The organism is Cupriavidus sp. WKF15 (genome assembly GCF_029278605.1).
GTDB lineage: Bacteria > Pseudomonadota > Gammaproteobacteria > Burkholderiales > Burkholderiaceae > Cupriavidus.
Window position 1 is genome coordinate 93107 of sequence record NZ_CP119574.1, and the last position, 26721, is coordinate 119827.

Sequence of the window (26721 nt, forward strand, 5' to 3'; positions counted from 1 at the left end):
CGCTGTGATCTGATCGGCTTGTCTGTGTGGTGAAGCAATTCTTCATCCTTCCGCAGCCGCAGTCCTTTGGAAGGCACCTGCGGCCGCATTCTCAGAGCCCACTGGAATGGCCGTGGATTGGTGCGGTTACCTCAGCCAAATGCTCGCGCCGCAGAGCGAGGCAATCACTGGTCACCGCGCGGTGGGCTTCGCGAGCCGGGCGACAACCTCATCAGTCGTCCATAGCGCGTTGGCGATGTAGCGGAAGTTGATGAGCGCGCTGAGATTTCCATCGCCCTCAGGCAACTTCGGGGCCGCGACCGCATCACGCACGACGGCCACCTCGAAGCCTTGCTCCTCAAACTCGCGCAAGTGGGACTCCACACACAGGTTGGCTAGCATCCCGGCGAGGACGATCTTGGTGATGCCCTGCTTGCGAAGCTGGAACGTGAGATCGTTGGTCTGGGGGCTGTAGAGCTTGTGGGGCGAAGCGACGATGGTCTTGCCGTCCTCGATGTAGGGCTTGAACTCGGGCATGAAGTCTGCGCCCGAACCGCGGAACCCATCCAGGCTCAGTGCGCTGGGCCTGTCGAAGATCTTGATCTTGTGCTGGAAGAGCTCGACGGGGGCCTGGAACTTCCATTGGTGGTCGTGCGGGTAGTAGTAGTGAGGCGAGATCGCGACGACGATGCCCGCCTTCTTCGATGACTCGAACAGGCGCAGCAGGTTCGGCACGAGCCGTTGCTCGGTAACGGCCTCACCCACAGCGGACCAAGCTGCGCCCTTCGGGCTCATGAAATCGATCTGGGGATCGATCACGACCAGGGCGGTGCGTTCCAGATCGAGTGTCATCGTGGGAACGGGCATGGCGCGCTCGGTCGGATCGGTGTACTGCGCCGCTTTTACCGGTTGTGGATGTGCCATCGCGGTTGCGATGCTTGCAACGGCCATCGCAAGCGCGGCCGTCAACCGAAGCGTTGCGCGAGTAACGCATCGGTGGTCATGGTTCCTGAAAGGTTCCGACGATTGCTGTTGGTAGTTGATGCGTTGGTTCATGTTGGCTCCTCGGACTGGGGTGGACAACGAACACGCCGCGAGGCTCTCGATGCGATTCATCGAAGCTGACGTGATGCGTTGAAATCTAGAAGCAAATGCCGGCCGGCACTAGGCGCTGGTTGTGGACATATCTGTTGATCGCCACGTAACAATCGCGCTCACCTAGAGTCAGTCAAACATGAGCCGGCGCATTTGAAGATCCGGTCGCGTGGATGGCTGAGCTCAGTGAACGACCCAGCGGAGCGCGCTGGATGCGTTGCCGCGACATTGGTGAAGATCCGGCAACATCGAATTGCCCGTGACCATATCGCATGGGGAGGAGACCATGGCTAGACTGATCTCGTCTCCACTCAGGTCTACAGCCATGAAGATTGAACCCGCACCAATTCAGCCTAGATTCGCTGGCGTCACGCGCCGTCAGTTGTTGATCATTGGGGCAGGCACTGCAGCAGCAGCGGCTCTGCCATTCGCAGCGTCCGCTGCTCCTAGTGCGCCGAATGGCGCTGAAAATCCGGAAGGAAATCCACCCATGAGCTATGTCACCACCAAAGACGGGGTCCAGATCTTCTATAAGGATTTGGGTCCCTCCAATGGCACCCCGATCGTCTTCTCGCACGGATGGCCTCTGAGCTCCGACGATTGGGACGCGCAGGTGATGTTCTTCCTCTCCAAGGGCTATCGTGTCGTCGCGCACGATCGGCGCGGGCATGGCCGCTCGGCGCAAGTCTGGAACGGCCACGACATGGATCACTACGCCGACGACCTCGCCGCGGTCGTGAACCATCTCAACCTCAAGGGCGCGATCCACATCGGCCACTCCACCGGCGGCGGCGAGGTCGTGCGCTATCTGGCTCGCCACGGCGAGAAGCGGGCCGCGAAGGCCTGCCTCATTAACGCCGTGCCGCCGCTGATGGTCAAGACCGCGTCGAATCCCGGCGGCCTGCCGAAGGACGTGTTCGACGGCCTGCAATTGCAGACGGCCACGAACCGGGCGCAGTTCTATCGCGACATTCCCGCGGGGCCGTTCTACGGCTTCAACCGGCCGGGCGTGAAGCCGCAGGAAGGCATCATCCAGAACTGGTGGCGCCAGGGGATGATGGGCAGCGCCAAGGCGCACTACGACGGCATCGTCGCGTTCTCGCAGACCGACTTCACCGACGACCTGAAGAAGATCGGACTGCCGGTGCTGGTGATGCACGGCGACGACGACCAGATCGTCCCCTACGCCGATTCTGCGCCGCTATCGGCCAAGCTGCTGAAGAACAGCACGCTGAAGACCTACAAGGGCTTCCCGCACGGCATGCCGACAACGCACTCGGACGTCATCAACGCGGAACTGCTGGCCTTTATCAAGTCCTGATTGCGTCGAATCAGTCGGCACCGTCGATGGCCGGTCCAACCTTGAGGTGGCGGCCATCGACGCGACTCCCACCTTGGACGTCCAGTCCTCCCGCCTGAAGACGCTCCGCCGACCCACTCTTCTTTCCCACATTGCCATGACCAAACTCACTCATGCCAACGGCGCCCCCGTTGTCGACAACTTCAACATCGAGACCGCCGGTGCGCGCGGCCCCGCGCTGCTGCAAGACATCTGGCTGCTCGAGAAGCTCGCCCACTTCGACCGCGAGGTGATCCCCGAGCGGCGTATGCACGCCAAGGGCTCCGGCGCTTTCGGCCACTTCACGGTGACGCACGACATCTCGGCGTACTCGAGGGCCAGGCTCTTCTCAAGTATCGGCAAGAAGACGGACGTCTTCGTGCGCTTCTCCACGGTGGCCGGCGAGCGCGGCGCAGCGGATGCCGAGCGAGACATCCGCGGCTTCGCAGTGAAGTTCTATACCGAGGAAGGCAATTGGGACCTGGTGGGAAACAACACGCCCGTGTTCTTCCTGCGCGACCCGCTGCGATTTCCCGACCTGAACCACGCAGTCAAGCGCGACCCGCGCAGCAACCTGCGCAGCGCCCAGAACAACTGGGACTTCTGGACGCTGCTACCCGAGGCGCTGCACCAGGTGACCATCGTGATGAGCGATCGCGGCTTGCCCGATGGCTATCGCCACATGCACGGTTTCGGCAGCCACACGTTCAGTCTCATCAACGCGGACAACGAGCGGTACTGGGTGAAGTTTCACCTGCGCAGCCGCCAAGGCATCCGTAACCTCACCGACGCACAGGCCGCCGCGATCGTCGCCAACGACCGCGAAAGCGCGCAGCGCGACCTGCTCGAGGCGATCGACGGCGGCGACTTCCCGCGCTGGACGTTGTGTATCCAGGTGATGACCGAGCAGCAAGCGCAGGTCTGCCCGTTCAATCCCTTCGACCTCACCAAGGTCTGGCCGCACGGCGACTACCCGCTCGTTGAGGTCGGTGTGCTGGAGCTCAACCGCAACCCCGACAACTACTTCGCCGATGTGGAGCAGGCGGCGTTCTCGCCTGCCAACATCGTGCCGGGCATTGGCTTCTCGCCGGACAAGATGCTGCAGGGGCGGCTCTTCAGCTACGGCGATGCGGTCCGCTACCGGCTGGGCGTGAACGCGCACCAGATCCCGGTGAACGCCCCGCGCTGCCCGGTGCACAGCTATCACCGCGACGGCGCGATGCGCGTGGACGGCAACCAGGGCGGGCTGCCCGGCATCGTGCCCAACAGCCGCGGCGAGTGGGCCGACAGCCCGCGGCTGGCGGAGCCGCCGCTGGCGCTCTCGGGTGCAGCCGCGCACTGGGACCATCGCGCGGACGAGGACTACTACTCGCAGCCGGGGGCGCTGTTCCGACTGATGTCGCCCGAGCAGAAGCTGCAGCTCTTCGACAACACGGCGCGCTCGCTCGGCGGTGCGAGCGAGGAGGTGCAGCAGCGGCATATCCGCAATTGCACGATGGCCGATCGCGCCTATGGCGCAGGGGTTGCCGAGGCGCTGAAGAACCGCTAGTCAGACACCGGGCGCGTTGGTGCAGAAAATTGCCCAGGCGCCCATGAAAGGCGAGGCAGAGTGCGGACGTTTATGCGCATCAATGAAGAGGTTCACTTGAAAAACGCTGATCACAATGCGTTGGACTGTCCTCCCTTGGCGCGGTGCACACCGCATTCGCCCTCGGGGCCGATGTCCGCGGCTATGCAATGCTCCCGCGCTTCGGCCAACTTACCAAGCTCTTACTGCAATCTTCCAATTGACATATTGTCACGTGCCGAACGTTATCTTGATCCGCGCCACTGTCGCAGTGGCCGAACTCCAATACGTCTAAAGCGCTCGCCGTCCGTTGGACGCACCCGGCGCAAGGAGGCTTTCATGAGTGCCCCGTCCGTTGTCCGCTGCATCGTTTCCGCTCCCAGCGACGAATGCCTATCCGACGTCGCTGCGCTTTGCCGTTCGCTATGGGCGAGCCTGCTCAATCCGTACTCACATGTTCACGACGAGCTGGTCTGCTGCGAGGGTGGCGGCGAGACTGTAGGCAAACTCGCCGACAGTCACCTGGACATCCTCCCTGTAGGCTCGGCGGCGTCGCACGGGCAGACGCTGGAGCTCGTTGCCACACCGGAGCCCGGCCGCCACGTCCCGTCGAGCCTGCTGGAAACCATCCTGTCGGCCGTACTTATGCCTCATGTCAAGGCGCTAGTGTCCTTCGATGTCTACTGGACCACTATCCAAGGGCCTCCCCCCGATCCCTCTAAAACGTCGTGACTATCGCGAGGGCGGGTGCCCGCTTCCCACGCTCATGACGCATGTGGCGTTACTGGGTGACGAATCCCAGGATGCTTTCGAGCAAGGCGCAGGCAGGCTGACTTCGCGCACGTACTGGAGGAGGCGGGGCAGGCGGAAGCAGGTACAAGAAGGCAACGGGCTGTCGCTGGCCTTTATCGTGGCGCAGCCGCTCGTTGAAGCTCTCTATGAGCGTGGTCGATCGTCCTACCAAGTCTATTGACCCCGTAGGGGTACCAATGGCGCCGAGGCGACCTGTCGGTTCTCAGGCGTTGGTGAGAACGCCTCCGGGCATTGGAGGTCCAGCGCCCGAATCGCTGCCGTCATGTGGTCGACGAACACGCGGATACGCGACGGCAGATGCTGGCGGCTCAAGTAGCAGATGTAGTGGCCTCGGTCACCGGGTGCATACTGCGGCATGGAGTGAACCAGTTTTCCCTCGCGCAGCAGATCGCAGATCAGGTACCCGCCCAACTGAGCGATGCCTTTGCCTTGGAGGACGGCCTCCAGCACTAGCCCAACATCGTTGAACATGAGGCGCGACGGCGGCGTCAGCTTACGCGATCCTGCCTCTACCTTGAACTCCCATTCGTACACGCGGCCCGACGGCAGACGGATGTTGATGCAGTCGTGCTGCATCAACGCGTTCGGCGACTCGGGCATACCGCGCCTTGCCGCATACTCGGGCGAGGCGCACACCAGAGTCTGCATGGGGACGATCTGTTTCGCAACGATTCTAGTGTCTGCTAGACGCCCGTTGAGAAACGACACGTCGATGCGGCCCGCCGTGAAGTCACTCCCGACGCAGCTCAAGTCCAACTCGATCTCGATCTCAGGGTACTTCTCCTGGAAGCCCCACAGCAGCGGCGCAACCACCTTGCGGCCAAAGCCCACAGAAGCGGAGACCCGCAGGCGTCCTCGCGGCGGACCGTCGCGCAGATCGCGCAGGTCCTCTATTGCTTGTGTGATGAGAGTGACACCGGGCTGGCAGCGGGCATGGAAGATCTCGCCTTCACGCGTGAGCGAAATGCTGCGCGTCGTCCGACTCAACAGACGAAAGCCGACCTGCGATTCCAGCTTCTGGACGCCGCGGCTGACCGCGGAGCGAGCGATTCCGAGCCGGTCAGCGGCCTTGGAAAAGCCGCCTTCGGCCACAACGGTGATGAAGGCGACGACTCCGGGATAGCTCGTCGCGAAACTCGATGCAAGCACGCCCGAGTTGTCCGCACCGGCAGGCGCTGAAAGAGGGGACTGCGAGGCGAAGCTGGATTGAGCTTGGTAGCGACCAAGCCAGTCCTCGAACCGGATCGCGCCAAGGCGGGGGTTCTCCCCGGGTGTGAGCGTCCGATCGGAGAGGAGGCCACCGAAGTAGCGTGCGTTGACGTCCGGCACGACCTTGCGCGTATCCTTCGTCGCCCGCAGGAAGCGCCTGACCACGTCGTCCAGCGGCATTGCCTCTGGACCGGCGACTTCGACTGTGCCGTTGACCGGCGGGGCGACTGCAACCTCGGCAAGCGCCGCTGCCACGTCCGCTGACGCGATCGGCTGGATCAGCGCCGGCGATACGCGAATCTCCTTGCCTAAGGTGGCCAACTGGGCGGCCGACTGGGCAATGTTGCCGACAAACTCGTAGAACTGCGTCGTACGAACGATGGTGTACGGAATGCCGGATGCCTTGACGAGGCGCTCCTGCGCGACCTTCGCCCGGAAATAGCCGCAGTCGGGAAGCCGTTCGCCGCCAACGATCGACAGGGCCACATGGTGGCGTACGCCGGCTACAGCCCCCGCAGCCAGCAGGTTGCGGCCCGATGTCTCGAGAATCTCGAGGGCCGCCTCGTCTTCCCATACTGGCGCGTTCGCCACATCGACGACGACCTCGGCGCCGTTGAGCGCTTTGGCCAAATCCTCGCGGCTGATGTTGTTGACATCGCTGTCAGGGGCGGCTGGGAGCACGTCATGTCCGCGCTTTCGAAGATCCTTCACAAGCTGCGTTCCGATGAGGCCGGTGCACCCGATGACGACAATCTTCATGCTCTTCTCTCCGTTTCTCGACATACCGTTGCCGTCTATATGCGTGGAGATTGCCCGCGTGCTCCGGAAAGGTCCTTGCCTTCACCTTGAATTTTTCGGCAGGAGAGGTTGGTTTTTCGTCCAAGCGTTGCCTGACGGGGGATGAGATGCTCTCACCACCGGTTGCAGTATCATTATTCATGGACGGAATTCGCCAGTTGCCCCCCCACCTGGGAGCCGAATCGGCCAGGGGATGTCAAGTGCAATTCGTGTTTGAAGACTACGTGATCGACCCGGAACGCCGGGAGCTTTCGCATCATGCGAGAGTCGTACCTGTCGGGCCGCAGGTCTTCGATCTGCTGCTGCATCTCGTCAGGAACCGCGACCGTGTCGTCAGCAAGGACGACCTGCTGCAGGCGGTATGGCGCGGCCGAATCGTCTCGGAATCGACGATCACCAGTCACATAAATGCGGTTCGCAAGGCCATTGGCGACACCGGCGGGGAACAGCGCTTGGTCAGGACTATCGCCCGAAAGGGTTTCCGCTTTGTCGGCGAGATCGGCGAACACATCTCCAGAGAATCGAGGGAGCCGCCGTCCGCGCTCCTCCTTCCGGATAAACCCTCCATTACCGTATTGCCCTTCCAGAACCTGAGCGGCGACCCCGAACAGGAGTATTTCGCTGACGGCGTGGTGGAGGACATCATCGCTGCGCTGTCACGCATACGCTGGCTGTTCGTCATCGCGAGTGACTCAAGTTTCACCTACAAGGGCCGCGCGGTCGAGGTGAAGGACGTCGGCCGCGAGCTTGGCGTGCACTACGTGCTGGAAGGCAGCTTGCGCAAGACCGGCAACAAGGTGCGCATCACAGGGCAGCTCATCGATGCCAGGACCGGGACACATCTCTGGGCAGAGCGCTTCGAAGGCACGCTGGACGATATCTTCGAACTGCAGGACCAGGTTGCGGAAAGCGTGGTCGGCGCCATCGCGCCGCAGCTCGAGCGGGCGGAAATCGAGCGTGCCAAGCGCAAGCCGACGGAGAACCTGTGCGCCTACGACTATTACCTTCGCGGCACCGCGCAGGTGCACAGCGGAACGCGCGAATTAATCGAGGCGGCGCTGCCCTTGTTCTACAAGGCCACCGAGCTCGATCCGGATTTCGCATCGGCCTATGGCATGGCGGCCTGGTGTTATATCTGGCGCAAGATGAATGGCTGGATGATCGATCAGCCCCGGGAAATTGCCGAGGGCACTCGCCTGGCGCGACTAGCGGTGGAGCTCGGCCGGGACGATGCTGTGGCGCTCACGAGAGGAGCTCATGCACTCGGGCATCTGACCGGCGACCTCGACGGCGGTATCGCGCTGTTCGACAGAGCTTTGCTACTTAATCCGAACCACGCCCCTGCATGGTCCCTGTGTGGGTGCCTGCACGCTTGTCGCGGTGAAACAGACGCTGCGATTAAGTATTTGGCGCGTGCCGTTCGCTTGAGTCCATTGGATCCGGAAATGTTCAGGATGCAGGCTGGGATGGCGCTGGCACATTTCTTCGCAGGGCGCTTCGACGCCGCTTCGGATTGGGCCGAAAGGGCCAAATGCAATCTACCGAGTTTCCTTGCCCCGGTCGGCGTTCTGGCGGCGAGTCATGCGCTCGCTGGACGCATGGATAAAGCGAAGGAGGCGATGCAGCGCCTGCGCACGCTCGATCCGTCACTCCGCGTCTCCAATCTCAAGGATTGGCTTCCGATCCGTCGCCCAGAAGACCTGACCCAGTTTGCGGAGGGGCTGCGGCTGGCCGGATTGCCCGAGTGACTATGGCACGATTGCTCCTCGCCGATGGCGCATACCGTGCCGAGCAGAGCGTGCTCTCGAACGGCCGCATAGATTGCAGGGATGAGACCGCGAAGGCCTTCCCGGCCAGCGGCGTGCCGCCTGGTGCCGCCGGTACTGCGATCATGCAGACCCATGGATGCGTCACTTCTCAATCTCACGTCAGTCATTGAGCCGAGCAAAGGCGTCGCAATTGGGCAAGGTCGAGTCCGTCCATCGAGGCCACGCAAGAGCGCGGATGCGCGCAGATGCTCGTCACCCATGATTCCGATAGGAACGTTGCGATGGGTGGACCTGGCGAGGCTCGAGTCCCATCCTCGCTTGAACGACGGTAGTTAGGCCAGCTTCGGTCATCATGAGTCTGGAGCCATCTGACTCAAACTGGCCGGGTGCGGCCCGACGCTCAGCACAACCGAGCGTTCCTCCTGGACTGGTCCGCGTAGGGCAGGAGACGACCCAATTCGGTCATTTAGATTTCTACAAACCAGCCATTCGTTCGTCGTGGCGTGCAATAAGGCTACTGTCCCAGCGAGAACGAACCGAAGCGGAAAATGGCAACTCCTACGCCAATCGCAGATCCCGCAACATATCAAGTACGTGTTGCGTGGAACGCTCAACGTACCCCGCACGATGTGCAATGCCGAGCCGACGCCACAGCGCCGGGCGCAGCGGACGCATGACAATGCGCTTGTCGGGTAATGGCGCAGTCGCCTCATGGGGCAACAGCGCGGCGCCGTAACCTGCCGCTACCAGACTCTTGATCGCGTCGTTGTAGTTGAGCTGAATGCGAGGCGCAGGATGATACCCCCCGGTCGCGAACCACTCCGCAGTGAGACGTGAAAGACGCGTGGTCGCGTCATTGAGAATGAGAGGTTGGACAGCGAGCCATTCAGGCGTGACGCGGGCTGGGCACCGCCAATGCGCCGGCACAAAGGCCATCACGGGGTCGCGCCTCCAAGGCTTGATCACGAGTCCAGCCACCGGGGGCTGAGGCAGTGCAACTAGCCCAACGTCCAGCGTCCCATCCGCCAGTCGGGACAAGGTTTCATGTGAAGTCAGCACTGCAACTTGAATGTCGATAGCGGGATGGTGCTGGCGCAGCACCTCAAGCGCTTGCGGCAACAGGTGCGCGATCGCGCCAGTCGACGCACCGAGCCGCACGCGCCCTTCGAGCCCCTGCACTTGGCGTTGAATGTCGTCTAACGCCTGCTCCGCATCGGCCAGAAGTCGACGCGCGCGCTCCACCAGCACCTCTCCTATAGCCGACGGCCTGACATGTCCGCGCTTCCGCGACAGGAGTGGAGCCCCAATGCGGTCTTCAAGTTCAGCGATATGGAGGCTAACCGTTGGCGGCGCCAGGTGCAATGCACGCGCCGCATCGGCAAATGAGCCGCGGTCTGCAATGGCGACCAGAGTGCGCAAGCGGTCGAGGCTGATCTCTCGCATGTCGGTGTCCAGATTCAGAAAAACTGAATGTTCGCGTTATGAAATTCAACTTTCTCTATTGTAGCGGTCCACGGAACATAGGGGCTTGTTCTTCGTTCTACTTCTTACAACCCAAAGTCAGCGGAGTATTTCACGTATGAGCTCCCCCATTGTTTTCATCGACGGCGACCAAGGCACCACCGGGTTGCTAATCCACGAACGGCTGCGTAACCGGACCGACATCAGACTGATTACGCTTGCTGCTGCGGAGCGCAAAGATTTGCGGCGTCGCGCAGAAGCCATCAACGCCTGCGACATCGCCATCCTCTGTTTGCCGGATGCCGCCGCGCGCGAGGCAGTGGCCACAATTGTCAATCCTGCGGTTCGAGTTATCGACGCAAGCTCCGCCCACCGTACACAGCCGGACTGGACTTACGGATTTCCGGAGATGACGCCGGGGCAAGTTGAGAGAATTGCAAACGCACGTCGGGTCACCAACCCCGGTTGCTATCCGACCGGTGCGATTGGCCTGCTGCGTCCGTTGGTGCTGGCTGGGCTCATACCGGGCAATTACCCCATCAGCATTCATGCGGTATCCGGCTACTCCGGACGCGGACGCGCCGGCGTGGAGGAATATGAGGGGCCGGGAGCCGCCAACGCGCCTTCATACCAGGTCTATGGCCTGGAACTCGCGCACAAGCACACGCCGGAGATCCAGCAGCACGCCGGGCTCGCGCAGCCTCCCATTTTCGTCCCTGCATACGGAGCGTTCCGCCAGGGCATCGTGCTGACGGTGCCGCTGGCGTTGCGGCTGCTGGCACCCGGCGTGAATGGCGCCACTTTACACGCCTGCCTCGCGCGCCACTATGCCAAGGCGGACCACGTACATGTCTTGCCGATGCAAGAATCGTGCGTCTTAAAGCACCTGGACCCGCAAATGCTAAACGGTACGAACGACATGCGCTTGAGCGTATTTCCTAGCATGGAGCACGGGCACGTCCTCCTGTCTGCGGTTTTCGATAATCTTGGAAAGGGCGCATCCGGCGCCGCGATTCAAAACCTGAACCTCATGCTCGCGTAGCAATAGTTGCCATTGGCTTGAGATAACGTTCGGCCGCATCCATGTGCCAACGATGGTTGCCTCATCTGTTCGTGGCCGTCGAATGTCTCTTTCTGGCCGGCAAGCGCCCTTTGGGGGTCCGAACCGGCCATCAACCGCAACTGCCGGATCCCGGCCATGCTTCAGGTGTACGATGTGCAATTGAGACCTCCCCATTGGACGAAACAGTTTGGACTCCAAGGTTGGTGCATGAGGAAAAGCGATGGGGTTCGCCTGCCGAAAGTTTCTCATCGCCCCTGACGATACTCTCTGGCGGCTAGCCACCACCAAATTCGAGCGAATGCTGCGGGAGCCGGCGAGCCACTGCTTGTCCGCTTTTGCTGGGCAACGCGTGCGCATGGCCGATGTGGTCGTCGAACTCACGGCCAGAGAACCCGTGTGCGTCCTTCGCGCAACGTTTTCCATTCTCACTTTCGATGCCCAAGGTCGCCTCGATCCAGGGGGCTTCGAAAAGCAGCAATTTGCCCTCGCGGAGTCGATCGTTGCCCCCGTCATCGCCGTACCCGCTGATGTGAGCCAACAACCCGTCGTCGACGCGTCCGTGCGATTCATCGCGCAAGGGGGCCAATGGTGTCCCTCACGAGCATTGGCGCGTGCGATCGATGAGGCCGCGTTGGGCCAACGACGTTGCGTACGCCTGTAGGTCGTCGAGCAAGTGCGGCGGTTTCGTACGTACGCATGCCGACGTCCGCACATTGCCAGCGGAAACCGGCAGTCCGATCTGTTCGAGGCCAATGTAGGCAATTCTTGGCCATCCACCAAAAGCTGAAAATCTTCCGCCAGCCCTCTCCAGGCAAGGCTGGGGGTGCAGTTGACCTTGAAAGCGGGCCGAGCAAACGGTTCCAGACCGTCTACTTGTGTTCTTCCGGAGGACGCAGCCAGCGACTACGAGAAGCTCAGAAGCTGTAACCTTGGTCGCACCAATAGTGCCAGTCTGAGACAGCAAGCCGCGTGCTCTGGTCGGCCCGAATCGGAACGAGCTGAGCAAGGGGCACGACGAGTTCACGCTGGTTGTGTTGCGCGTGAACGAAGATGGTAACGCGGCACAACTGGTCACGAGCGAGCTCGGTGACAGAAAAGCGTTCGCCTGCGCGTAGCGGAGACGCAGGCATGGTCTGACGTACCCGCGCGTCGAACGGAAAGCTCAGGCTATCTTCGAGATGGCAATACCATGCCATCGCGCATTCTTCCTCGGTGTACGCGTCGACAACGATCTCCATCGAGATTCGCTGTTCGTGTGGGTTGTCGCCGGGCTTTGCCATAGAGGTACGTGGAGTTCAGACGTCGATGAGCTGGCATGGCAAAGTTATTTGCTCGCCTTGATGCGGGACCGGGACATCGTCGCCGATACGACGGGTGGTGCAGCCGGGATCGGCTCGAATAGCGCCTCGATGTCATCGGCGGAGAACTTGACAGTGCCGGGGGCATCCTCCGACAGGATCGCTTCGGCAAGCGCCGCCTTCTGTTCCTGCATTGCGACGATCCTCTCCTCGACACTGCCGGCGGTAATCAGCTTGTAGACGAACACGGGCTTGTCCTGCCCGAGACGGTGAGCGCGGTCGGTGGCCTGATTTTCGACGGCAGGATTCCACCAGGGATCGTAGTGAATGACGGTGTCGGCCGCCGTCAGGTTCAGGCCAACACCGCCGGCCTTCAGGCTGATCAGGAAAAGCGGCACCTCACCCTGTTTGAAGCGCTTGACCGGCGTGACTCGATCGGTGGAATCACCGGTCAGCATGACATATGGAATCCCGGCTTTTCCTAGGGCCGCCGCAATGAGGTCGAGCATGCTGGTGAACTGCGAGAACAGGAGGATGCGGCGACCTTCCTCAATCAGTTCGGGCAGCATGTCGAGCAGCAGGTCAAGCTTGGCCGATTCCTTGATCCGGGCCGCCTGGCTGATCTTGACGAGCCGCGGATCGCAACAGACCTGGCGCAGCTTGAGCAACGCCTCCAGCACGATGATGTGGCTGCGCGCGAGGCCTTTTGCTGCGACGGCCGCTCGGACCTTCTCCTGCATGGCCGCGCGCACCGTTTCGTACAGATCACGTTGCGCGCCTTCGAGCTCTACCGAGCGCACAATCATCGTCTTCGGTGGCAGCTCGGTGGCCACCTCATCCTTGCGCCGTCGTAGCATGAATGGCCGGATACGCCGCGCGAGCAGGTCGCGTCGCACCGCATCACCGCCTTTTTCGATGGGTGTGCGCCAGCGTCGGGTGAAGTCCTGGCGGGTGCCGAGGAAACCTGGCAGCAGGAAGTCGAACTGGGCCCACAGTTCGCCGAGATGGTTTTCGAGCGGCGTACCGGTGAGGCACAGGCGATGTCGCGCACGCAGTTCGCGAATGGTTGCCGCGGACTTGGTGGCGGCATTCTTGACGTACTGCGCCTCGTCCAGAATCAGCAGGTGATACTCGTGCTTGGCAAGGAATTCTTCGTCACGCCACAGCAGGGCGTAGGTGGTCAGGATCAGATCGTGCTCGCCGATCTCGTCAAAGCGCTCGTGACGTTGGGGCCCATGCAAATCCAGGACGCGTAGCTTTGGCGTAAAGCGCTGCGCTTCCTCGCACCAGTTGTGCATGAGGGTCGTCGGTACGACGACCAACGCAGGCCGGTCCAGCCTGCCGCGTTCCTTCTCGGTGAGGATGTGTGCAAGCGTCTGGATGGTCTTGCCAAGGCCCATTTCGTCGGCAAGCACACCAGACAGTTCGTGTTCGCGCAGGAACTGCATCCAGGCAAGTCCCTGCTGCTGGTAGGCACGCAGTTCGGCCTTCAGACCACGCGGGACGCGCACATCAGTCACCCCAGGCCCAGCCATCAGGCGTTGCGCGAGTTGCCGGATCGATGCATCACCGTGAAACTGCCAGCGCCCGGTCTGATCCAGGGCATGGAGCCGGGCCGCATCCCACTCGGAAATGCGCATGCCGGTGCCGAGCGAGTCGAATAAGTCGATCAGCACACGCACAACCGGTTTGAGCCGATCCGCACGCAGGCGCAGCCGCTCGTTGCGGTCGGTCTTCAGGTCGACCGCTTCGTCGTCAGCGATGGTATCCAGCTTGCCTGACAGCCAGCGCGCATCCCGTCGAAAGAGGTCTGCCAGCAGCGGCTCCAGACGCACCGTGCGGTCATTGACCGTAATGCCCATCTCGACATCAAACCAACCATCGCCAATCGGGCGCAGGTTGCCATCAATCGCTTCAATCTCGATCACGTTGTGCCGGAACGCGTCGCTCATCACGACACGCCAGCCGTTAGCCCTGAGCGCGGGCAGCACCAGCTTCATGAATTCCGGCCAGTGTTCGTCATTCTCAGGGCCAAGCATGCCATCCGGAAACGGCTTTGGCCCGAATGCATGGTCGGCCCGAATTTCCCGAAATCCGGCCTTTTGCAGCTCCGTCAGACGTTGGCGCTCGAGATCGGCGTCTCTCCTGATCTGGACGACCTCGCCGCCGGAGGTCCGAACAAGCGTGGTATTGCTTTGCGCCGAGAGTCTGTGCTCTGCGTAATCAAAGCTGAACGTCGCAAAATCCAGCGATGATGCCCAGGTCGGCAGCGTGTCGAGGGCCAGCACGGGCACCGCCACGGTGTTGACGACCTGCACCGACGCTACGTCATGTGCGGGTGGTACGGGTAGGTCGGGAGCCACTTCACGCAGCACATTGCCAACGAGTGCCGCCTCGTCCAGCGTAATGGCCGGCATCGACAGGAAATCCGCGACTTGGTCCGCTGGCCACTGCATGGCGAGTGGTCCGGCTTCGCCAGAATGCGCGTCGACATACCAGCATGGCTGCGTGGTCGTGAGCAACAGGGTGGCGGGTGGCTCGGCCTGCAAGACCGGCCGCACGCGCGAGTCGGGTTGCGCTTGCCACGTCATTCTGGCGCCGCGTGCTGTTCCGCAGTGCACCGGGGAGTGTGATGCGGGGTAGTGCGCGCCTGCGGGGGCAAAGGAAGTAAACGCACGTCCGGTAGCGATGAGCCGCTCTAGGATGGCCGCACCCGTTGTACCCTGCAGGCCGAAACCGCCGGAATAGGCTCCATGCGAGCGGCCCAGCCACAATCCGCGCAGGATCGGCAGATCCTCCTCGGTGACAAACTTGGGCGGCTCAATCAGCGCTTTCTCTACGTTCTGCCACGGATCGTCAAGCGAGCGAATCGTACCGTCTGCGCCCACGCGGGCCTTGTACAGAAGGACCTCGGCGCCGCGATAGGATTGCCCAAAAACGTAAGCCAGTGCATGCGTGGCTTTGGCGGGCTTCTTCTTGGCCGCGGGATTGGCCGCCGTGCGTCTGGCACGAAAACCCTCCAGCCAGGACACCAGTTCCGCGCGCACGCCGGTGGCAGTTGGCCTGGGCTGGTGCGCGAGGCCGGCGATCAGCAGCGCTGCCACGTGCTTGCAGTCGGATCCGACCGGACACGTGCATTCTCCTTCGACCCACATGTCCTCGTCGAGGTCGCGGAAATACGCACGGACGTCGTATGGACGCGTACGCGTGCCTTGCACCAGTCCTGCTAGGGTATCCCCATCGATCCAGCGTAGTTCCGAGACTGCGTTCGCATAGGAGCGTGCCTTGGACACCGTGTGGGCGTCCAGCCATTCCGCTATTTGCTTGCGATCGTAGGAGACAGACATCGAAGGGGATCAGGTTTTCAGGTTATGGGGCGTGGGGCATTCTACGCGGCAAGACCTCCAACCGGTAAGGCGGCTCCCGGTTCTGACGCGGCTTCGTTGAGCTGAAAGGGGACCAAGCCGCAATGCTCGATTGCGGTGCGTCAACTGCCGCGGCATTCCCGAGGTGTCGACGACGTCGTTGTTGAGCCGAGGAAGCGAGGGCGGCGAGCCGATCGGGCGCCAGCGGAAGAATATGCTCTTTTATGCACTCACATCCTCGTCAGCAGGGTTTCCTCAGCCAGAATCGATCTTCATCTCAAGTTGAGATACAATGACGTCATGCGCGTGATCTCAAACAAAACTCTGGTGGAATTTTCTGCCAGACACCCCGACGCCGGGGTGCCATTACAGGTGTGGCGCAAGCTAATCGAGACGGCCAGCTTCGGCAGCTTTGCCCACTTGAAGGGAACTTTTAATGGTGTGGACCGCGTTAGAGATTTTTATGTCTTTGACATTGGTGGAAACACGTACCGACTGATTGCGGCGATCCATTTTGACCGCCAGATGCTTTTCGTCCGGCACGTCTTCACTCACAAGGAGTACGACAAATGGAAACCTTGAACGTGGCAGCGTTGACCGATCACTTCCGTGCGCTTTCCAAAGTCGTGCCGCTTCATCCCATTCGCACGGAACACGACTACGATGCAGCAGTCGGCGCCATGAATGCGTTGCTCGATGCTGGCGCTGCAGAGGAGACTCACCCGTTGGCCGACCTTGTCGCTACGTTAGGGGAGTTGATTGGAGACTACGACCAAGCTCACTATTCCTTTCCTGATGTAACCGGGATAGACGCCTTGCGGTTTCTGATGGAGCAACACCATTTGACTCAGGCAGAGTTGCCAGAAATTGGCAGCCAAGGCGTGGTTTCTGAGGTGCTGAGCGGACGGCGGGAGCTCAATGTGCGTCAGATTAGAGCTTTAGCCAAGCGGTTCGGCGTCGCGACTTCAGCCTTCTTTCCTGCCGACACGTCGATGGCCATTGCGTGATGCGTGGTTACCGGCTCCGGGCTAGCAACCGCGGCAAAACAGCGTAGGCGCGCATTGAAATAACGCCCGATCACAGAATGTAGCGTGTAGGCTGTCGCGCGGCGCTTATGTCAGATGCGGCGGGCATCCCAGCGGCCGGTCGGAGTCGTGCGCCCCTCAGTTGGCCGTCGACGCGCAGGCGCTGAAAAGGGGCGCAACGTCGAAACGGGCGGCAGCATACATGGCATTGCACGCCCATACCTCTTCCCCGTTCTTATAGAAGGTGACCCATTTGCCGTCGCTGACGCAGTGGGCGCCAGGAAACACTTCGTCGTGGCCGTTCGGACCGTCCAGCGCAAAGGGCGCGTGGGGCGTGGCCCAGTAGTGGCCGCTCGGTAGGGGCGCGATCGTTCTTCGGGACATATCCTCAGCGCCGCAAGGCGTGGAACACAACACGCCATCCGGCCCGCCGCTGAGAAACGGATTGTGTCAATCCTGCGACGGCGTGGCACCGTCCCGAGATATGCTGGTGTAGTCTCACAACAAGAATCATCTCCTTTATCCGGTGCAATCTCGTCATGACGCAATTCGCCCAACTTGCTGTCCGGGCCTTCGGCGTCTGCGCCATCCTTGTGACTTATCTCCCCCAGTGGGGGACTAGCCGAGGATGCCGGTAAAGCGTGGGAATCCGGCATACCGCGTTCCGCCTGAGCGTCGGAAGCGCTTGAGCAACGGAAAGGTCGGCGACTGCAATCTGGGCCAGCCTGCATCGACCGCACGCTCCCAGTCGATGAGCGCCGTGGCTGCTCGGTGACAGTGAGTTGCTGTGAGGCGAACAAATCCGAATCTGCTGGCAATACCCCTGAACGATAGGCTGCGCTGTTGGCAGCGCAGCATAGGCATGTGTGGAAGGGGCCGATAGATGAAGTTCGCGGCGTGATCAGGCATCTTCATTCCTTTTGTATTGGTGCGACCGCAAGCGGGCAGTACTACATGCCATTGGAGTCGGGTGCGCCTTCCATCCTGTAGGCATTGTCGAGGATCGCCAGCGCATCATCATTTCGGGGAGATCGCTGTATGGTCGGCCGGGGTGGTTCGGGAGCACGTATCGGGCCGGCAATTGGTCTGCGGGCTGCGTTGCGTTGCAATCGGCCGAAACCGGTGGCGCCGAACAGGGCGGATGAGCCAAACCTCGCGCGACCAAGGTCGCAAGCGACAAGTTTGCGCGGCAAGGCATTTCTCCAAGGCCCCCGTAGGCGACTTCAGGAGTCGCCCGTCCTAACGTTCTCGAGGGGGAAGCCGGGGAACGAGTGCTGGGCGTTCCATGGCGCACCTAGCCTTGCAACACTGTGCTGGAATTGTAGCTGGCGGTTGTTTCGCGTCCTAGCTCACTTACAAGATAGGTCGGCAGGGCGTCAATTGATCATGCCCTCGGCGTGACGACGCGATTCGCAGTATGGCAAGTAGCCACGGGACAGATCGCCTGCGTAGAGGCCGGAATACGCTATTTTCCCTCGTCCGGCACGATATACATCTCGCGTAGTTGGCTAGCATACGGCCGGATCGCCTCCACGCATGCGGCGCTGTTGACGCTCTTCATAATCGACAGGTTCCAGTTGCAGCCACCGGCATCCGGTGCATGCCGGAACACGTCGCCGAAACAAGCGCCCTCGCATTCAGAAAATTACTGCTTGCTCCGCACGTAGCGCGCAGTTCGGCCTTGTTCTTGATTGTCTCGTCAAGATGTCTCCCCTATTTCTCTTAATCTGAACCTGCGGCATGGCCGAGGGATTTCCTCGCCTTGACGAAGGTAGACATGCCATCGATCGCCTCCCTGGCGGACGAGAGGGCCAGCGTGATAGCAGCGTGCGGTGCGTTTGCGAAATGCTGGAGCAACGGTGGCAGCTGTCTCCGGGAACCCATTCCTGAACTGACTTGCATGATGGCTACGGTAGCGAGGAAGCGTGGCTGAACCGAGTCGCCACCGGGGATGCCACTGGATGCACGACGTACGCTCGCAGATAGCCTGAAGCCTTTGTAGATGGTGTTGTTCTGAGACATGTTGGTCTCCCTTAATCACCGAGCATACGCTGATAACACCGGCGTGTCGGATATTTACTTTCAGCTACGAAGTCAAAGCGTCCCATCAGCCCGGAAATTGGCCTGCAAAAACGCGATGGTATTGGGGATGTCAGATGGCGAGCGACGGTGCGTCGGGAAGCCGTGCGCGTCGCATGGTGTCTGTCTGGGAACCTCTGCACCATGCCAGCTCAGATTAGGAATGCGGCAATAGCATTCGCTCAGACCTTGTGACGATAGTTGATGCGACCCTTTGTCAGATCGTATGGCGACATTTCGAGCGTGACGCGATCTCCGGCAAGAATTCGTATGCGATTCTTCTTGAGCCGCCCGGACGAATAGGCCCAGACTTCGAAGCCATTCTCCAGGGTGACGCGAAAGCGGCTATCCGGGAGGACTTCTGAAACCCTTCCGCCAAACTCCACCAGTTCTTCTTTTGCCAAGGATGCTCCTTCAAATCTTAGCGAATGCCACGCGGCAACGTGGAAGCGAGTGCCGCATGCCGATGCGGGGATGGTTGCAAGCGTATGCGCGCGACGGCGCTCTCCCCCGCGCGACGGGCGGCTTGCCGGGCTTTGGTTTCGGTGTGGTGTGTGGCATGGCGCATCGAGACGTTGGCGACGATGCGTTCAGCGCCGTCTTTGTACTCGGAGATCATGTAATTCGCGAACCATACGCCGGGCTCTTGTTGGATGGGGTACACCGAAACGGTGAACGGGGTCATGCTGTGATTCAATCTGTTGCCTGTTCGGAAGGCGCTCGGTTTCGGGGGCGCGTCTGGTGTTCCCTTGTGGGAGCGGCGCGCGTGGTCCCCGCAATCGGTTGCCATTGGAAAAAACAGTGTCGAGTCCCGCGCTCTAGCGCAGGCGGAGAAACTGGTGTGGGATTGACCGTTCTTGCATCAGCGAGCGCGCCTGGTACATGCGCAATGGCTGCGGAGCGGGACGTGCCGCCGGTCGGAAAAGGTTGCGGCCGGTTGTTGCCGCGAAAGGTTCGCGTGTACGCCCGTGCTGCCGCTGATACTTTTCTAATGATAATGTCTTGCGGACAGCGCATTTGGCGTCGACGGGTATCGACGAAAACGGATGATACCACTTTTTGGTATCTCTGCTTGCGATGCACCCAAATTTCGCAGGTACTACGGCAGCTCCGCGGTCAATCCGTTCGAACGTAGAATCCTTCAAGCTCGATCGTCTTGCCGGATCATGCCTCGGTCAGAGGCAGCAGGATGTCGGCATACCAGGCGGAGTTCAAGCCCATGGCTTCATCAAGTTCAAAGTCCCGCGAGCCCACGTCCAACCGGGCCGAATGGGTGCCGAGCAGCATCCACGGCAGCGTGCGTGTGGATGAATCGGTCCTGGGCATGCGCAAGACAACCGGTGCTCCACTCGTACCGCGGTGCGTCCTCGCATCGGTCAGGAAGTAGCCATGCCCCTGAAAGCGCATGCCGAACGAGGATGAGATGACTGCTTGGCGCACGACGGGCAAATGATGAAGCGTGTCGTGGAAACCTAGCGGGAAACCAACGATTAGCAACGGGGTGCCTGCTTCGATGCGGTCGCGTGGCCGGTAAAGGTGAGAGGGCGTAAAGGCCCGGTAGACCATTGTCGGCGGCAGCGCAGTACGATCAAGCTCTATCACGGCCACGTCGATGCCGCCGCCGCTATCGAGCCCATCGCGCCAGATACTCTTGCCGTCGTGATACAGCGGAATTGAGAAGCCGATGGATTCGGCCACGTTGTTCGGATTGACGTGCAACTCAATCTCGATCCGGTCTGGGAAGTGCTTTGTCGGCTCGTGGAGTAACGCACTGTGCGGCAACGCTGTCTCCTGGATTCACGCCCGGTCTGACATGCGAAAAGGCGCCTCCCCCAGGGTGAACGCTGGGGAGGCTTTTCTTACGCTCATCGCCGTATTTCGGGGCAGAGGTGACCGGTTGAATCTGCGACCCTACGCGGTCATTCGCACGTCAATACTACGAGGGACCGTTTTCCGCTGTACTTCTGCCCTTGGTGCCCCGGACCCATTCGTAGCCGAGGCCTGTAGTCACATCGGTGATAGATTTGGATGGGTCAATCGGGAGGGATACGACTTTTGACCACTGACTCATCCAGCTCGAATTCACGCAAACGCCGGCCAATACGGCTGCAAGTCGTGGCGGCAGGTGCTAAACGAGTTCCAGGTGTTCGAGCTGGAATACCGCAAGCATGAGCGCGGCCGGCCGGTGGCGTGGTTCCGGGAGCGGGGCGAGTAGAGCAGCCCGTTCCCTCTCGCGAAAAGGCGGGGTGGTGCCCTTCTCACGGCTGCGCGCAATCGTGTCGCCAGCGCAGTTCGGCCAATCGTCTGCGCGTTGCTTCCTCGCGCAACGTATCGTCGGGATTCACGACATGCGCGTACTCCACGGACTGCAGGAGCGGCACGTCGTTGAGCGAGTCGCTATAGCCGTAGCTGCCGTCCAGTGTTTCGCCGTGCGTTGCAAACCATGCGTGCAACCTGGTGACCTTGCCCTCGCGATAGCTGAGCACGCCGCGGGTGCGTCCGCTGTAGGCCCCGTCCCCATGTCCAGCTCGATGCTGATGACGTCCGCGACACCCAGCCGCCGCGCGATCGGCGCAACCAGATGCTCGCCCGAGGCGGAGATGACCAGGACGCGGTCGCCGCGCTCGCGGTGCAGCGCGAGCCGGTGCCACGCCTGCGGGAAGATGCGCGGCACGATCACTTCCTCGATGAAGCGCGACACCCAGGACGAACTCGGACATCCCAATCCGCCGAAAAGCAGGGACCGATCAATTGTGCTGGGCCGCGTTCAGTTCACGTGCCGGTGCGGAAGCGGCAATTAGCGTCCGCCGAAAACGAACAGGCTGAAGCTTCACGACCGGGCGGACGCTTAGCGCCGCGGCGACAATGCTCACCACCAGGACCATCAATCCCCCAAGCAGCGGCGTAAGCCACATGATGCGAAACGGGAAGCCGGCCATGACAGCAAACTGGCCGAGAATGCTGCGCAGGCCAACGCCCAGACCCGTACTGATCAACGCCCACAGGCCCGTCGTCAGTGGCCGGGAGCCTCCCGGCGTCGAAGATCCACATACCTTACCAGGCTAACAATCGCTTTCCCCCTCCAATGAAGGGTTCAGACTGGACAACCGTCGTCCGTTAAAGCCGGAAATCCGAGCCTCCGGGGCTGGCCGGCTTCGAGATTTCACGCATAGCGTAGAAATCGAGTGGGTGGCGGCCATTTTCCTGCTGACAACCAAAGAAATTCGAAATCAGCCAATAGGAAACGAGCGCCCAAGAAATACCAATAAATAGCGAAGGGAGTGGAATGACGAGCTGTACGAATTGCGGTGCCGATACCGCATCCGGCGCCCGCTTTTGCAAATCATGTGGCACGCCAGTCAAAGCTCCGGCGGCGCCGTTGAACGCATTGGTCTGCGGTGGCTGTGGCGCCGAACTAGGCACCGGTGCAAAGTTCTGCAGGAAGTGCGGGGCGCGACCGCCGGGTGCGGAGGCGCCGCCTGCGGCTTCGCAGGTGCCAGAGACAGTGGTGACCGCCGAGGCTGCATCCGAGCCCGTGCACTTGGCCGCGATCCCGGTTCGGGATACGACGCCAGAAGTCGCACCGCCGGCAGTACAGCCGGACGAATCTACCGTGATCCAGGAAGTCGAGCCCGAGATCGCACCGCTGTCCGTCGTTCCCGAGTCAGCAAACGACGAAGTGCCGGCACGAACGGCTGCGCGGTCGACATTGGAGCAAGGCACCGTCGCCGCGACCTTGCCCACAGCAACGGAGCCAGCAACACGACAATCGCAGAACGTACTGATCGCCATCAGCATCGTCGCGACAGTCGCTGTCATAGGTGGGGGCCTATTCTGGTGGTATGGCGGCAAACAGTCCAGCACGCCGGTCGATCAGGCGGCACAAATGCAGGCCTCCCAGTCGACGGCGCCTGCTGAAGCCACGCCGGCCGCTCGACCAGGCGAGCCTGCTCAGCCCGTCGAGCCTGTCCAGCCCACTCGATCGCAACCAGCGCAACCCGAGGACGCACCGGTGTCATCTCCGCTGCAACAAGCGCCTGCACCTGCGCACGCACCGGAGCCACCCCCGATCGCAGCCGCACCGCCGGCGCTGCCTGTGCTAGCGGACCCGGTCAAACACGCCAAGTCAGCAGTCCAGCCGGATCCCAAAGACGCAAAGGTCGACGAGCTGTTGCGCAAGGCGAAAGGCCATGTCGCCAATGGCCAGTTCGACAAGGCCATCGCCACGGCCGAAAGCGTCTTGGCCATCGATGCAGGCAATCGAGCGGCAAAAGCTTTGATCCAGAACGCAAAATCCAGGCAAATAGAAGCGCTCCGATCCAACACGTCTCTCGAATAACTACGAGCAACTCATGACACTACAGAAGACGATTTCATTGGTGGCCGTCGCCACGCTACTGGCCAGCGGCTGCGCAACCCAAGGCGGAGGGAGCACCGTCAGCAGTGACACGGTCCTGCGCTGCACTGCCCTCGGCGCGGGCGGTGCAATTGTGGGCGCATTGATTGGTGGCACGAAGGGCGCCATTGGCGGTGCTGCCGTTGGCCTGGCTGCATGCGCGGTGATTGAGGTGGCCACGCGCCAAACCAAGACCGCAGCGGAGGTGGACCGCGAATACAAGGTGAACAATCGCAATCACCTGCCTCGTACCGCCGAGGTCAATGCGTACAACACTGTCGTCACGCCCAATGGCGCAGTGAAGGCCGGCGAGGCGATCAAGCTGCAATCGACGATCCGCGCCGTGTCCGGCACCACTGAACCCGTTCAGGAGGTGAAGGAGATCGTGACGGTTTATGCGCCGTCCGGGGAGGAGTTCAAGCGCGGCGAGAAAGTTGTCAGCTCGGCGCCGGGCAGCGGCGAGTATGAGAACAGCTTCACGTTGAAGTTGCCGTCCGGCGCGCCGCAGGGCACCTATCGCCTGAAGAGCCAGGTGGTGCTGAATGGCAAGCCTGGCGTCACTCGGGAAAACCAACTGCAGCTTGCGCGCGTGGGAGACACAGTCACCGTTGCCATGCTGGACCACAGAGTCGATCACTGATGCGACCGCAGAACCTATAACAACACCGAATAGGCCAAATTCATGACGACAAACGAAAACGCGGCAGCGCCTTCCTACACCCTTCTTCGCGCGGCCGAGGCAATCACAAACTGGCGCGCATTGGCGATGTGCGGCATAGCGGGCGTGGCAACGTTGATTGCGGGCATGCTAACCACTTACATGATTGCCCAAAGCGTCTTCCTGGGGCTGGTGATGGGCTTGGTCACGCTGGTGGTGATGCTGGTGGGATACTCGGCCGTTGGCATCACGCTGATGCGCCGGGCGCAGGGCCAAACCATCGGTTTCGTCGATGCGGTGCTGCAGGCAGTGTTCACAGCGCACAGGTTCCTTGCCGTTGGCATCTTGCTGCTGCTGGGCTACCTAGCGGTGTTGCTCGCTGCGCTTTTGATCTTCCTGCTGTGCAAGATCCCCGGGCTGGGCCCACTGTTGTACGCGTTCGCGTTTCCGCTGGTGGCAGTAGTCATTGGCGTGACGTTCGCGGGCCTGGGGTACGTGGGCTACCCGCTGGCCGCGCCGGCCATCTGGGAGGGCAACACGTCGGTGCAGACGGTGGCGCGCCTGGTGCAGATCGGCCGTCAACGCCTGCTGCAGGTGATCGTGAACATGTTCCTGCTGCTGGTGCTCGTGGCATTCCTGTCGTTTGTCGTCTTTGGCATTCTGGGCTATGGCGCCGTGATGGCGACGTCCCTGTCGAGCGCCGTTGGCGCCAGCCCGATGAGCGCGCTGTTGTCGATGTTCTCTGGCGTCATGGGCTCGTTCGGTCGCGGCTACGGTGGCGGCTTTGGCCGCGGTGGCCTGACTGCCTTGGAGAGCGGCATGGCCTACGCGTCGTCGTTTGGCTTTGGTGCCGGCTTGCTCATGACGATTGCCTTGGTGATACCGTTCCTGACGTTTATCAACGGGACTTGCCTGATCTACCTGCAAACCGTCAAGGGCATGGACTTCTCGGAATCGGAGGCGATGCTGCGGGAGCGCATGGCACAAGCCAAGCGGCAGGCGGAGCAAGCGCGTAATCGCGCCGCAGAGCGCATGCGCGAGGCGAAGGCATCGCAGACCACGCCCGCGGTGCCGGCGGTGGCGCCTGCACCGGCGTCGTCGGCTTGCCGCACCTGCCATGCACCCATGGCAGCGGATGACGCGTTCTGTGGCGAGTGTGGGGCCAAGCGTCCGGCTTGACGGCAAAGCTGCCCGATCGGGCCCGCCAGCAGTGGGGCGGGACTAACGCCGGTCGGCAGCGGCCAGGTCGTTTCGGCCATTCATGATCCGAAGCTAACTGACTCGAAATGGCCGGACGCGGAAGTTCGGTAGTCGCTCTAGGCCGGCCGCAACTACAAACCTCTGTTTCCGACCCTAAGCGGCCGTCCGAGCCCGGTAGACCTTAGTAGCCTTTGAGCTGCCTGAGCAGCGACGCGTACTTCTTCCCGAACTCCGGATAGTCACGCGAAAGAGCCTCAATCGAACGCATGCGGTCATCTTTGCGCGTCTTGGGATTCTCGATGTCGCTGACGTAGGAATTGATTTCTGCGTCTGCAACCATCGTTGTCAAATCTTTGTCGTTGGTAAGTTGAGCGCAGCGCCGGACCGTGAGCACCGCCGGCCAGTACTCACGAGCTTTCATCAAGCCCTTATACTTCGCCGTCATCTCCGCCTTCGTGGATTTGCACACACCGGCCTGGGCGATGTCGTCGGCCGCATCCTTTTCCGCCTTTGGCGTCCGGACCAACGGGTGGATGGTTTTACTGAGGAAACAGCCTACCCAAGAGCTGCCCTTGGCGACCGGCTGCTTTCTGCCGGTCACGGATCAGCGCACTAAATTGCTCCGTGCGCCCCAACACAATGACGCTCTCATCAGACTTAAACGACGTGAAATACTGGACATGTCAGGATACACCGCTGCTTTTCCGGCCCGTCTTTTAGTGCCCCCCCGCGCTTTGGCGGGTTCTTTTTGGGCGGGGCCTGCTCGAATTGGCGCTCGTCAGCCTTCGGCGCAGCGCTCTGCTGGTCGCCAACACTGGCTTCCTCTACCATGATCGCGTAGCTCGCCGGGTCCCATTGGAGTGTCTGCTGCCTCTCCGAACCGCCATCAAGAGATGACACGGTTATCTCAACACCATCCTTCCCCATTTCACAGTCCAGGAAGACAGCGCAGTAGTTATCTCGCAAGACCAAAATGCGTCGTCCGGGGTACTGCTCCCGCAGGATATGGACCTTCTCGGTAAGTGCGATGAGCATGCGGCGACCCTCGGGCATTGTTCCCCTTAGACGAGCGAGCAAGGAGCGAGAAGTCGATTCTAGCTGCCGTCAGCCAGCCGCATATCCCCGCACTGAGGTAAAAACCACCCTTTTGATTGCGGGTTGCGGGTCGTTTTTTAGAATTCAATCGGTGCAAATATGGGGATAGCACTGAACATGTGCATGTCATTACCCCAAGGGGACTAAGCTTCAGATACCAATCGCTGCAACCTGGTGTCTCGATGTTCCCGGGGCGGGTCGTAGCGAGCAGCTAGACCGAAAACAAGGGCGAAGTGATAGGGCGGTTCTGTTGGGTTGGGGACAACAGACATCGGAACGACTGGCGAACGGAGCTACCAAGCGGCTCTTCATGGCCGGTCACGGCCGGCTGCTCACCTCCAGGTCGCGGCCGTCCCTGAACGCCCCTTCACCGCCATTGATGAGCGCTCACCACAAGCGGAAGATCTTCAATGTAGAACGGCCACAGACTGAGTCAGGCGGGCGTAGCCGTGATCCAAGCAGTCCGGTACTAATGGAACAACGACAGGCTCCCGGTACCTTGTCCCCCGACG

General features: G+C 61.3%; 25 protein-coding genes and 1 pseudogene. 10 read left to right on the top strand and 16 right to left on the bottom strand.

Annotation, left to right across the window (positions count from 1 at the left end; genetic code table 11):
* Positions 1–171 precede the first annotated feature (171 nt).
* Positions 172–846 (bottom strand): isochorismatase family protein, encoded by a 675-nt coding sequence (locus CupriaWKF_RS30345; RefSeq protein ID WP_276104124.1) that lies wholly within the window; start codon positions 844–846, stop codon positions 172–174.
* 718 nt (positions 847–1564) lie between these two features.
* Between CupriaWKF_RS30345 and CupriaWKF_RS30350 the strand changes: the two genes are divergently transcribed.
* From CupriaWKF_RS30350 to CupriaWKF_RS30360, 3 genes are all read left to right on the top strand, one after another.
* Positions 1565–2395: an alpha/beta hydrolase gene (locus CupriaWKF_RS30350; protein WP_276103787.1), complete on the top strand. Its 831-nt coding sequence runs from the start codon at positions 1565–1567 to the stop codon at positions 2393–2395.
* Between the two features lie 136 nt (positions 2396–2531).
* Positions 2532–3962, top strand: coding sequence for a catalase (locus tag CupriaWKF_RS30355; RefSeq protein WP_276103788.1), 1431 nt, complete (start codon positions 2532–2534; stop codon positions 3960–3962).
* A 357-nt stretch (positions 3963–4319) separates the two neighbouring features.
* Positions 4320–4712, top strand: coding sequence for a hypothetical protein (locus tag CupriaWKF_RS30360; protein ID WP_276103789.1), 393 nt, complete (start codon positions 4320–4322; stop codon positions 4710–4712).
* Positions 4713–4946: 234 nt separating this feature from the next.
* Here the strand turns inward: CupriaWKF_RS30360 and CupriaWKF_RS34410 are convergent, their stop codons facing one another.
* Positions 4947–6761, bottom strand: coding sequence for a LysR substrate-binding domain-containing protein (locus CupriaWKF_RS34410; RefSeq protein ID WP_346348641.1), 1815 nt, complete (start codon positions 6759–6761; stop codon positions 4947–4949).
* 239 nt (positions 6762–7000) lie between these two features.
* On the opposite strand from CupriaWKF_RS34410, the gene CupriaWKF_RS30375 reads away from it, so the two are divergent.
* Positions 7001–8548, top strand: coding sequence for a winged helix-turn-helix domain-containing protein (locus tag CupriaWKF_RS30375; protein ID WP_276103791.1), 1548 nt, complete (start codon positions 7001–7003; stop codon positions 8546–8548).
* A 579-nt stretch (positions 8549–9127) separates the two neighbouring features.
* Here CupriaWKF_RS30375 and CupriaWKF_RS30380 read toward each other — a convergent pair.
* Positions 9128–10012, bottom strand: a complete 885-nt coding sequence (locus tag CupriaWKF_RS30380) for a LysR family transcriptional regulator (RefSeq protein ID WP_276103792.1) — start codon at positions 10010–10012, stop codon at positions 9128–9130.
* Positions 10013–10148: 136 nt separating this feature from the next.
* On the opposite strand from CupriaWKF_RS30380, the gene argC reads away from it, so the two are divergent.
* Positions 10149–11072: an N-acetyl-gamma-glutamyl-phosphate reductase gene (gene argC / locus CupriaWKF_RS30385; RefSeq protein WP_276103793.1), complete on the top strand. Its 924-nt coding sequence runs from the start codon at positions 10149–10151 to the stop codon at positions 11070–11072.
* A gap of 295 nt (positions 11073–11367) precedes the next feature.
* Here argC and CupriaWKF_RS30390 read toward each other — a convergent pair whose 3' ends face one another.
* The 3 genes from CupriaWKF_RS30390 to CupriaWKF_RS30400 form a co-directional block, all read right to left on the bottom strand.
* Entirely contained in the window at positions 11368–11670 is a 303-nt protein-coding gene (locus CupriaWKF_RS30390) for a hypothetical protein (RefSeq protein ID WP_276103794.1), read from the bottom strand.
* Between the two features lie 337 nt (positions 11671–12007).
* A complete protein-coding gene (locus CupriaWKF_RS30395) occupies positions 12008–12331 on the bottom strand; it encodes a calcium-binding protein (RefSeq protein ID WP_276103795.1) in 324 nt (107 codons plus the stop codon).
* A gap of 86 nt (positions 12332–12417) precedes the next feature.
* Positions 12418–15738 carry a DEAD/DEAH box helicase gene (locus CupriaWKF_RS30400; RefSeq protein WP_276103796.1) on the bottom strand — a complete coding sequence of 1107 codons (3321 nt, stop codon included), beginning with the start codon at positions 15736–15738 and terminating at the stop codon, positions 12418–12420.
* 318 nt (positions 15739–16056) lie between these two features.
* On the opposite strand from CupriaWKF_RS30400, the gene CupriaWKF_RS30405 reads away from it, so the two are divergent.
* Both CupriaWKF_RS30405 and CupriaWKF_RS30410 read left to right on the top strand, forming a co-directional pair.
* Positions 16057–16338, top strand: a complete 282-nt coding sequence (locus tag CupriaWKF_RS30405) for a type II toxin-antitoxin system HigB family toxin (RefSeq protein ID WP_276103797.1) — start codon at positions 16057–16059, stop codon at positions 16336–16338.
* On the top strand, positions 16326–16763 hold the full coding sequence (locus CupriaWKF_RS30410; protein ID WP_276103798.1) for a transcriptional regulator: 438 nt from the start codon (positions 16326–16328) through the stop codon (positions 16761–16763). Before CupriaWKF_RS30405 ends, CupriaWKF_RS30410 begins: the two co-directional genes overlap by 13 nt.
* 156 nt (positions 16764–16919) lie before the next feature.
* On the opposite strand, the gene CupriaWKF_RS30415 is transcribed toward CupriaWKF_RS30410, so the two are convergent.
* The 8 genes and pseudogenes from CupriaWKF_RS30415 to CupriaWKF_RS30450 all read right to left on the bottom strand — a co-directional run bounded on the left by CupriaWKF_RS30415 (position 16920) and on the right by CupriaWKF_RS30450 (position 22679).
* A complete protein-coding gene (locus tag CupriaWKF_RS30415; RefSeq protein WP_276103799.1) occupies positions 16920–17165 on the bottom strand; it encodes a hypothetical protein in 246 nt (81 codons plus the stop codon).
* A gap of 1338 nt (positions 17166–18503) precedes the next feature.
* Positions 18504–18803, bottom strand: a complete 300-nt coding sequence (locus CupriaWKF_RS30420; protein WP_276103800.1) for a GTP cyclohydrolase — start codon at positions 18801–18803, stop codon at positions 18504–18506.
* A gap of 239 nt (positions 18804–19042) precedes the next feature.
* Positions 19043–19264, bottom strand: a complete 222-nt coding sequence (infA, locus tag CupriaWKF_RS30425; protein ID WP_011301847.1) for a translation initiation factor IF-1 — start codon at positions 19262–19264, stop codon at positions 19043–19045.
* Between the two features lie 17 nt (positions 19265–19281).
* The gene (locus CupriaWKF_RS30430; RefSeq protein WP_140949104.1) at positions 19282–19545 is read right to left on the bottom strand and encodes an isochorismatase; all 264 of its coding nucleotides are present in this window, start codon (positions 19543–19545) and stop codon (positions 19282–19284) included.
* Between the two features lie 479 nt (positions 19546–20024).
* Complete coding sequence (locus CupriaWKF_RS30435; protein WP_276103801.1) at positions 20025–20642, bottom strand: serine protease; 618 nt, start codon at positions 20640–20642, stop codon at positions 20025–20027.
* 476 nt (positions 20643–21118) lie between these two features.
* A pseudogene (locus CupriaWKF_RS34415) lies at positions 21119–21561 on the bottom strand (HAD family hydrolase).
* Between the two features lie 46 nt (positions 21562–21607).
* On the bottom strand, positions 21608–21856 hold the full coding sequence (locus tag CupriaWKF_RS30445) for a hypothetical protein (protein WP_276103804.1): 249 nt from the start codon (positions 21854–21856) through the stop codon (positions 21608–21610).
* Positions 21857–21977: 121 nt separating this feature from the next.
* Entirely contained in the window at positions 21978–22679 is a 702-nt protein-coding gene (locus tag CupriaWKF_RS30450; RefSeq protein ID WP_276103807.1) for a hypothetical protein, read from the bottom strand.
* 193 nt (positions 22680–22872) lie between these two features.
* Here CupriaWKF_RS30450 and CupriaWKF_RS30455 point away from each other — a divergent pair, with 193 nt between their 5' ends.
* Genes CupriaWKF_RS30455 through CupriaWKF_RS30465 form a run of 3 tightly spaced genes read left to right on the top strand, consistent with a single transcriptional unit; the run spans position 22873 to position 25093 of the window.
* Positions 22873–23199: a hypothetical protein gene (locus CupriaWKF_RS30455; protein WP_276103808.1), complete on the top strand. Its 327-nt coding sequence runs from the start codon at positions 22873–22875 to the stop codon at positions 23197–23199.
* Between the two features lie 13 nt (positions 23200–23212).
* Positions 23213–23896 carry a hypothetical protein gene (locus CupriaWKF_RS30460; RefSeq protein WP_276103809.1) on the top strand — a complete coding sequence of 228 codons (684 nt, stop codon included), beginning with the start codon at positions 23213–23215 and terminating at the stop codon, positions 23894–23896.
* Between the two features lie 42 nt (positions 23897–23938).
* On the top strand, positions 23939–25093 hold the full coding sequence (locus CupriaWKF_RS30465) for a hypothetical protein (RefSeq protein WP_276103810.1): 1155 nt from the start codon (positions 23939–23941) through the stop codon (positions 25091–25093).
* A gap of 202 nt (positions 25094–25295) precedes the next feature.
* Here the strand turns inward: CupriaWKF_RS30465 and CupriaWKF_RS30470 are convergent, their stop codons facing one another.
* Together CupriaWKF_RS30470 and CupriaWKF_RS30475 are read right to left on the bottom strand one after the other, a co-directional pair.
* Complete coding sequence (locus tag CupriaWKF_RS30470) at positions 25296–25715, bottom strand: hypothetical protein (protein WP_276103811.1); 420 nt, start codon at positions 25713–25715, stop codon at positions 25296–25298.
* Positions 25716–25771: 56 nt separating this feature from the next.
* Positions 25772–26149 carry a hypothetical protein gene (locus tag CupriaWKF_RS30475; RefSeq protein WP_276103812.1) on the bottom strand — a complete coding sequence of 126 codons (378 nt, stop codon included), beginning with the start codon at positions 26147–26149 and terminating at the stop codon, positions 25772–25774.
* Positions 26150–26721: the final 572 nt, after the last annotated feature.

Coding starts and splice junctions, on each gene's coding strand:
- CupriaWKF_RS30345 (WP_276104124.1), bottom strand. CDS start 846: ATGCCCGTTCCCACGATGACACTCGATCTGGAACGCACCGCCCTGGTC.
- CupriaWKF_RS30350 (WP_276103787.1), top strand. CDS start 1,565: ATGAGCTATGTCACCACCAAAGACGGGGTCCAGATCTTCTATAAGGAT.
- CupriaWKF_RS30395 (WP_276103795.1), bottom strand. CDS start 12,331: ATGGAGATCGTTGTCGACGCGTACACCGAGGAAGAATGCGCGATGGCA.
- argC (WP_276103793.1), top strand. CDS start 10,149: ATGAGCTCCCCCATTGTTTTCATCGACGGCGACCAAGGCACCACCGGG.
- CupriaWKF_RS30400 (WP_276103796.1), bottom strand. CDS start 15,738: ATGTCTGTCTCCTACGATCGCAAGCAAATAGCGGAATGGCTGGACGCC.
- CupriaWKF_RS30360 (WP_276103789.1), top strand. CDS start 4,320: ATGAGTGCCCCGTCCGTTGTCCGCTGCATCGTTTCCGCTCCCAGCGAC.
- CupriaWKF_RS30405 (WP_276103797.1), top strand. CDS start 16,057: ATGCGCGTGATCTCAAACAAAACTCTGGTGGAATTTTCTGCCAGACAC.
- CupriaWKF_RS30475 (WP_276103812.1), bottom strand. CDS start 26,149: ATGCTCATCGCACTTACCGAGAAGGTCCATATCCTGCGGGAGCAGTAC.
- CupriaWKF_RS30355 (WP_276103788.1), top strand. CDS start 2,532: ATGACCAAACTCACTCATGCCAACGGCGCCCCCGTTGTCGACAACTTC.
- CupriaWKF_RS30380 (WP_276103792.1), bottom strand. CDS start 10,012: ATGCGAGAGATCAGCCTCGACCGCTTGCGCACTCTGGTCGCCATTGCA.
- CupriaWKF_RS30415 (WP_276103799.1), bottom strand. CDS start 17,165: ATGTCCCGAAGAACGATCGCGCCCCTACCGAGCGGCCACTACTGGGCC.
- CupriaWKF_RS30430 (WP_140949104.1), bottom strand. CDS start 19,545: ATGACCCCGTTCACCGTTTCGGTGTACCCCATCCAACAAGAGCCCGGC.
- CupriaWKF_RS30465 (WP_276103810.1), top strand. CDS start 23,939: ATGACGACAAACGAAAACGCGGCAGCGCCTTCCTACACCCTTCTTCGC.
- CupriaWKF_RS34410 (WP_346348641.1), bottom strand. CDS start 6,761: ATGAAGATTGTCGTCATCGGGTGCACCGGCCTCATCGGAACGCAGCTT.
- CupriaWKF_RS30420 (WP_276103800.1), bottom strand. CDS start 18,803: ATGTCTCAGAACAACACCATCTACAAAGGCTTCAGGCTATCTGCGAGC.
- CupriaWKF_RS30460 (WP_276103809.1), top strand. CDS start 23,213: ATGACACTACAGAAGACGATTTCATTGGTGGCCGTCGCCACGCTACTG.
- CupriaWKF_RS30410 (WP_276103798.1), top strand. CDS start 16,326: ATGGAAACCTTGAACGTGGCAGCGTTGACCGATCACTTCCGTGCGCTT.
- CupriaWKF_RS30450 (WP_276103807.1), bottom strand. CDS start 22,679: ATGACAGCGACTGTCGCGACGATGCTGATGGCGATCAGTACGTTCTGC.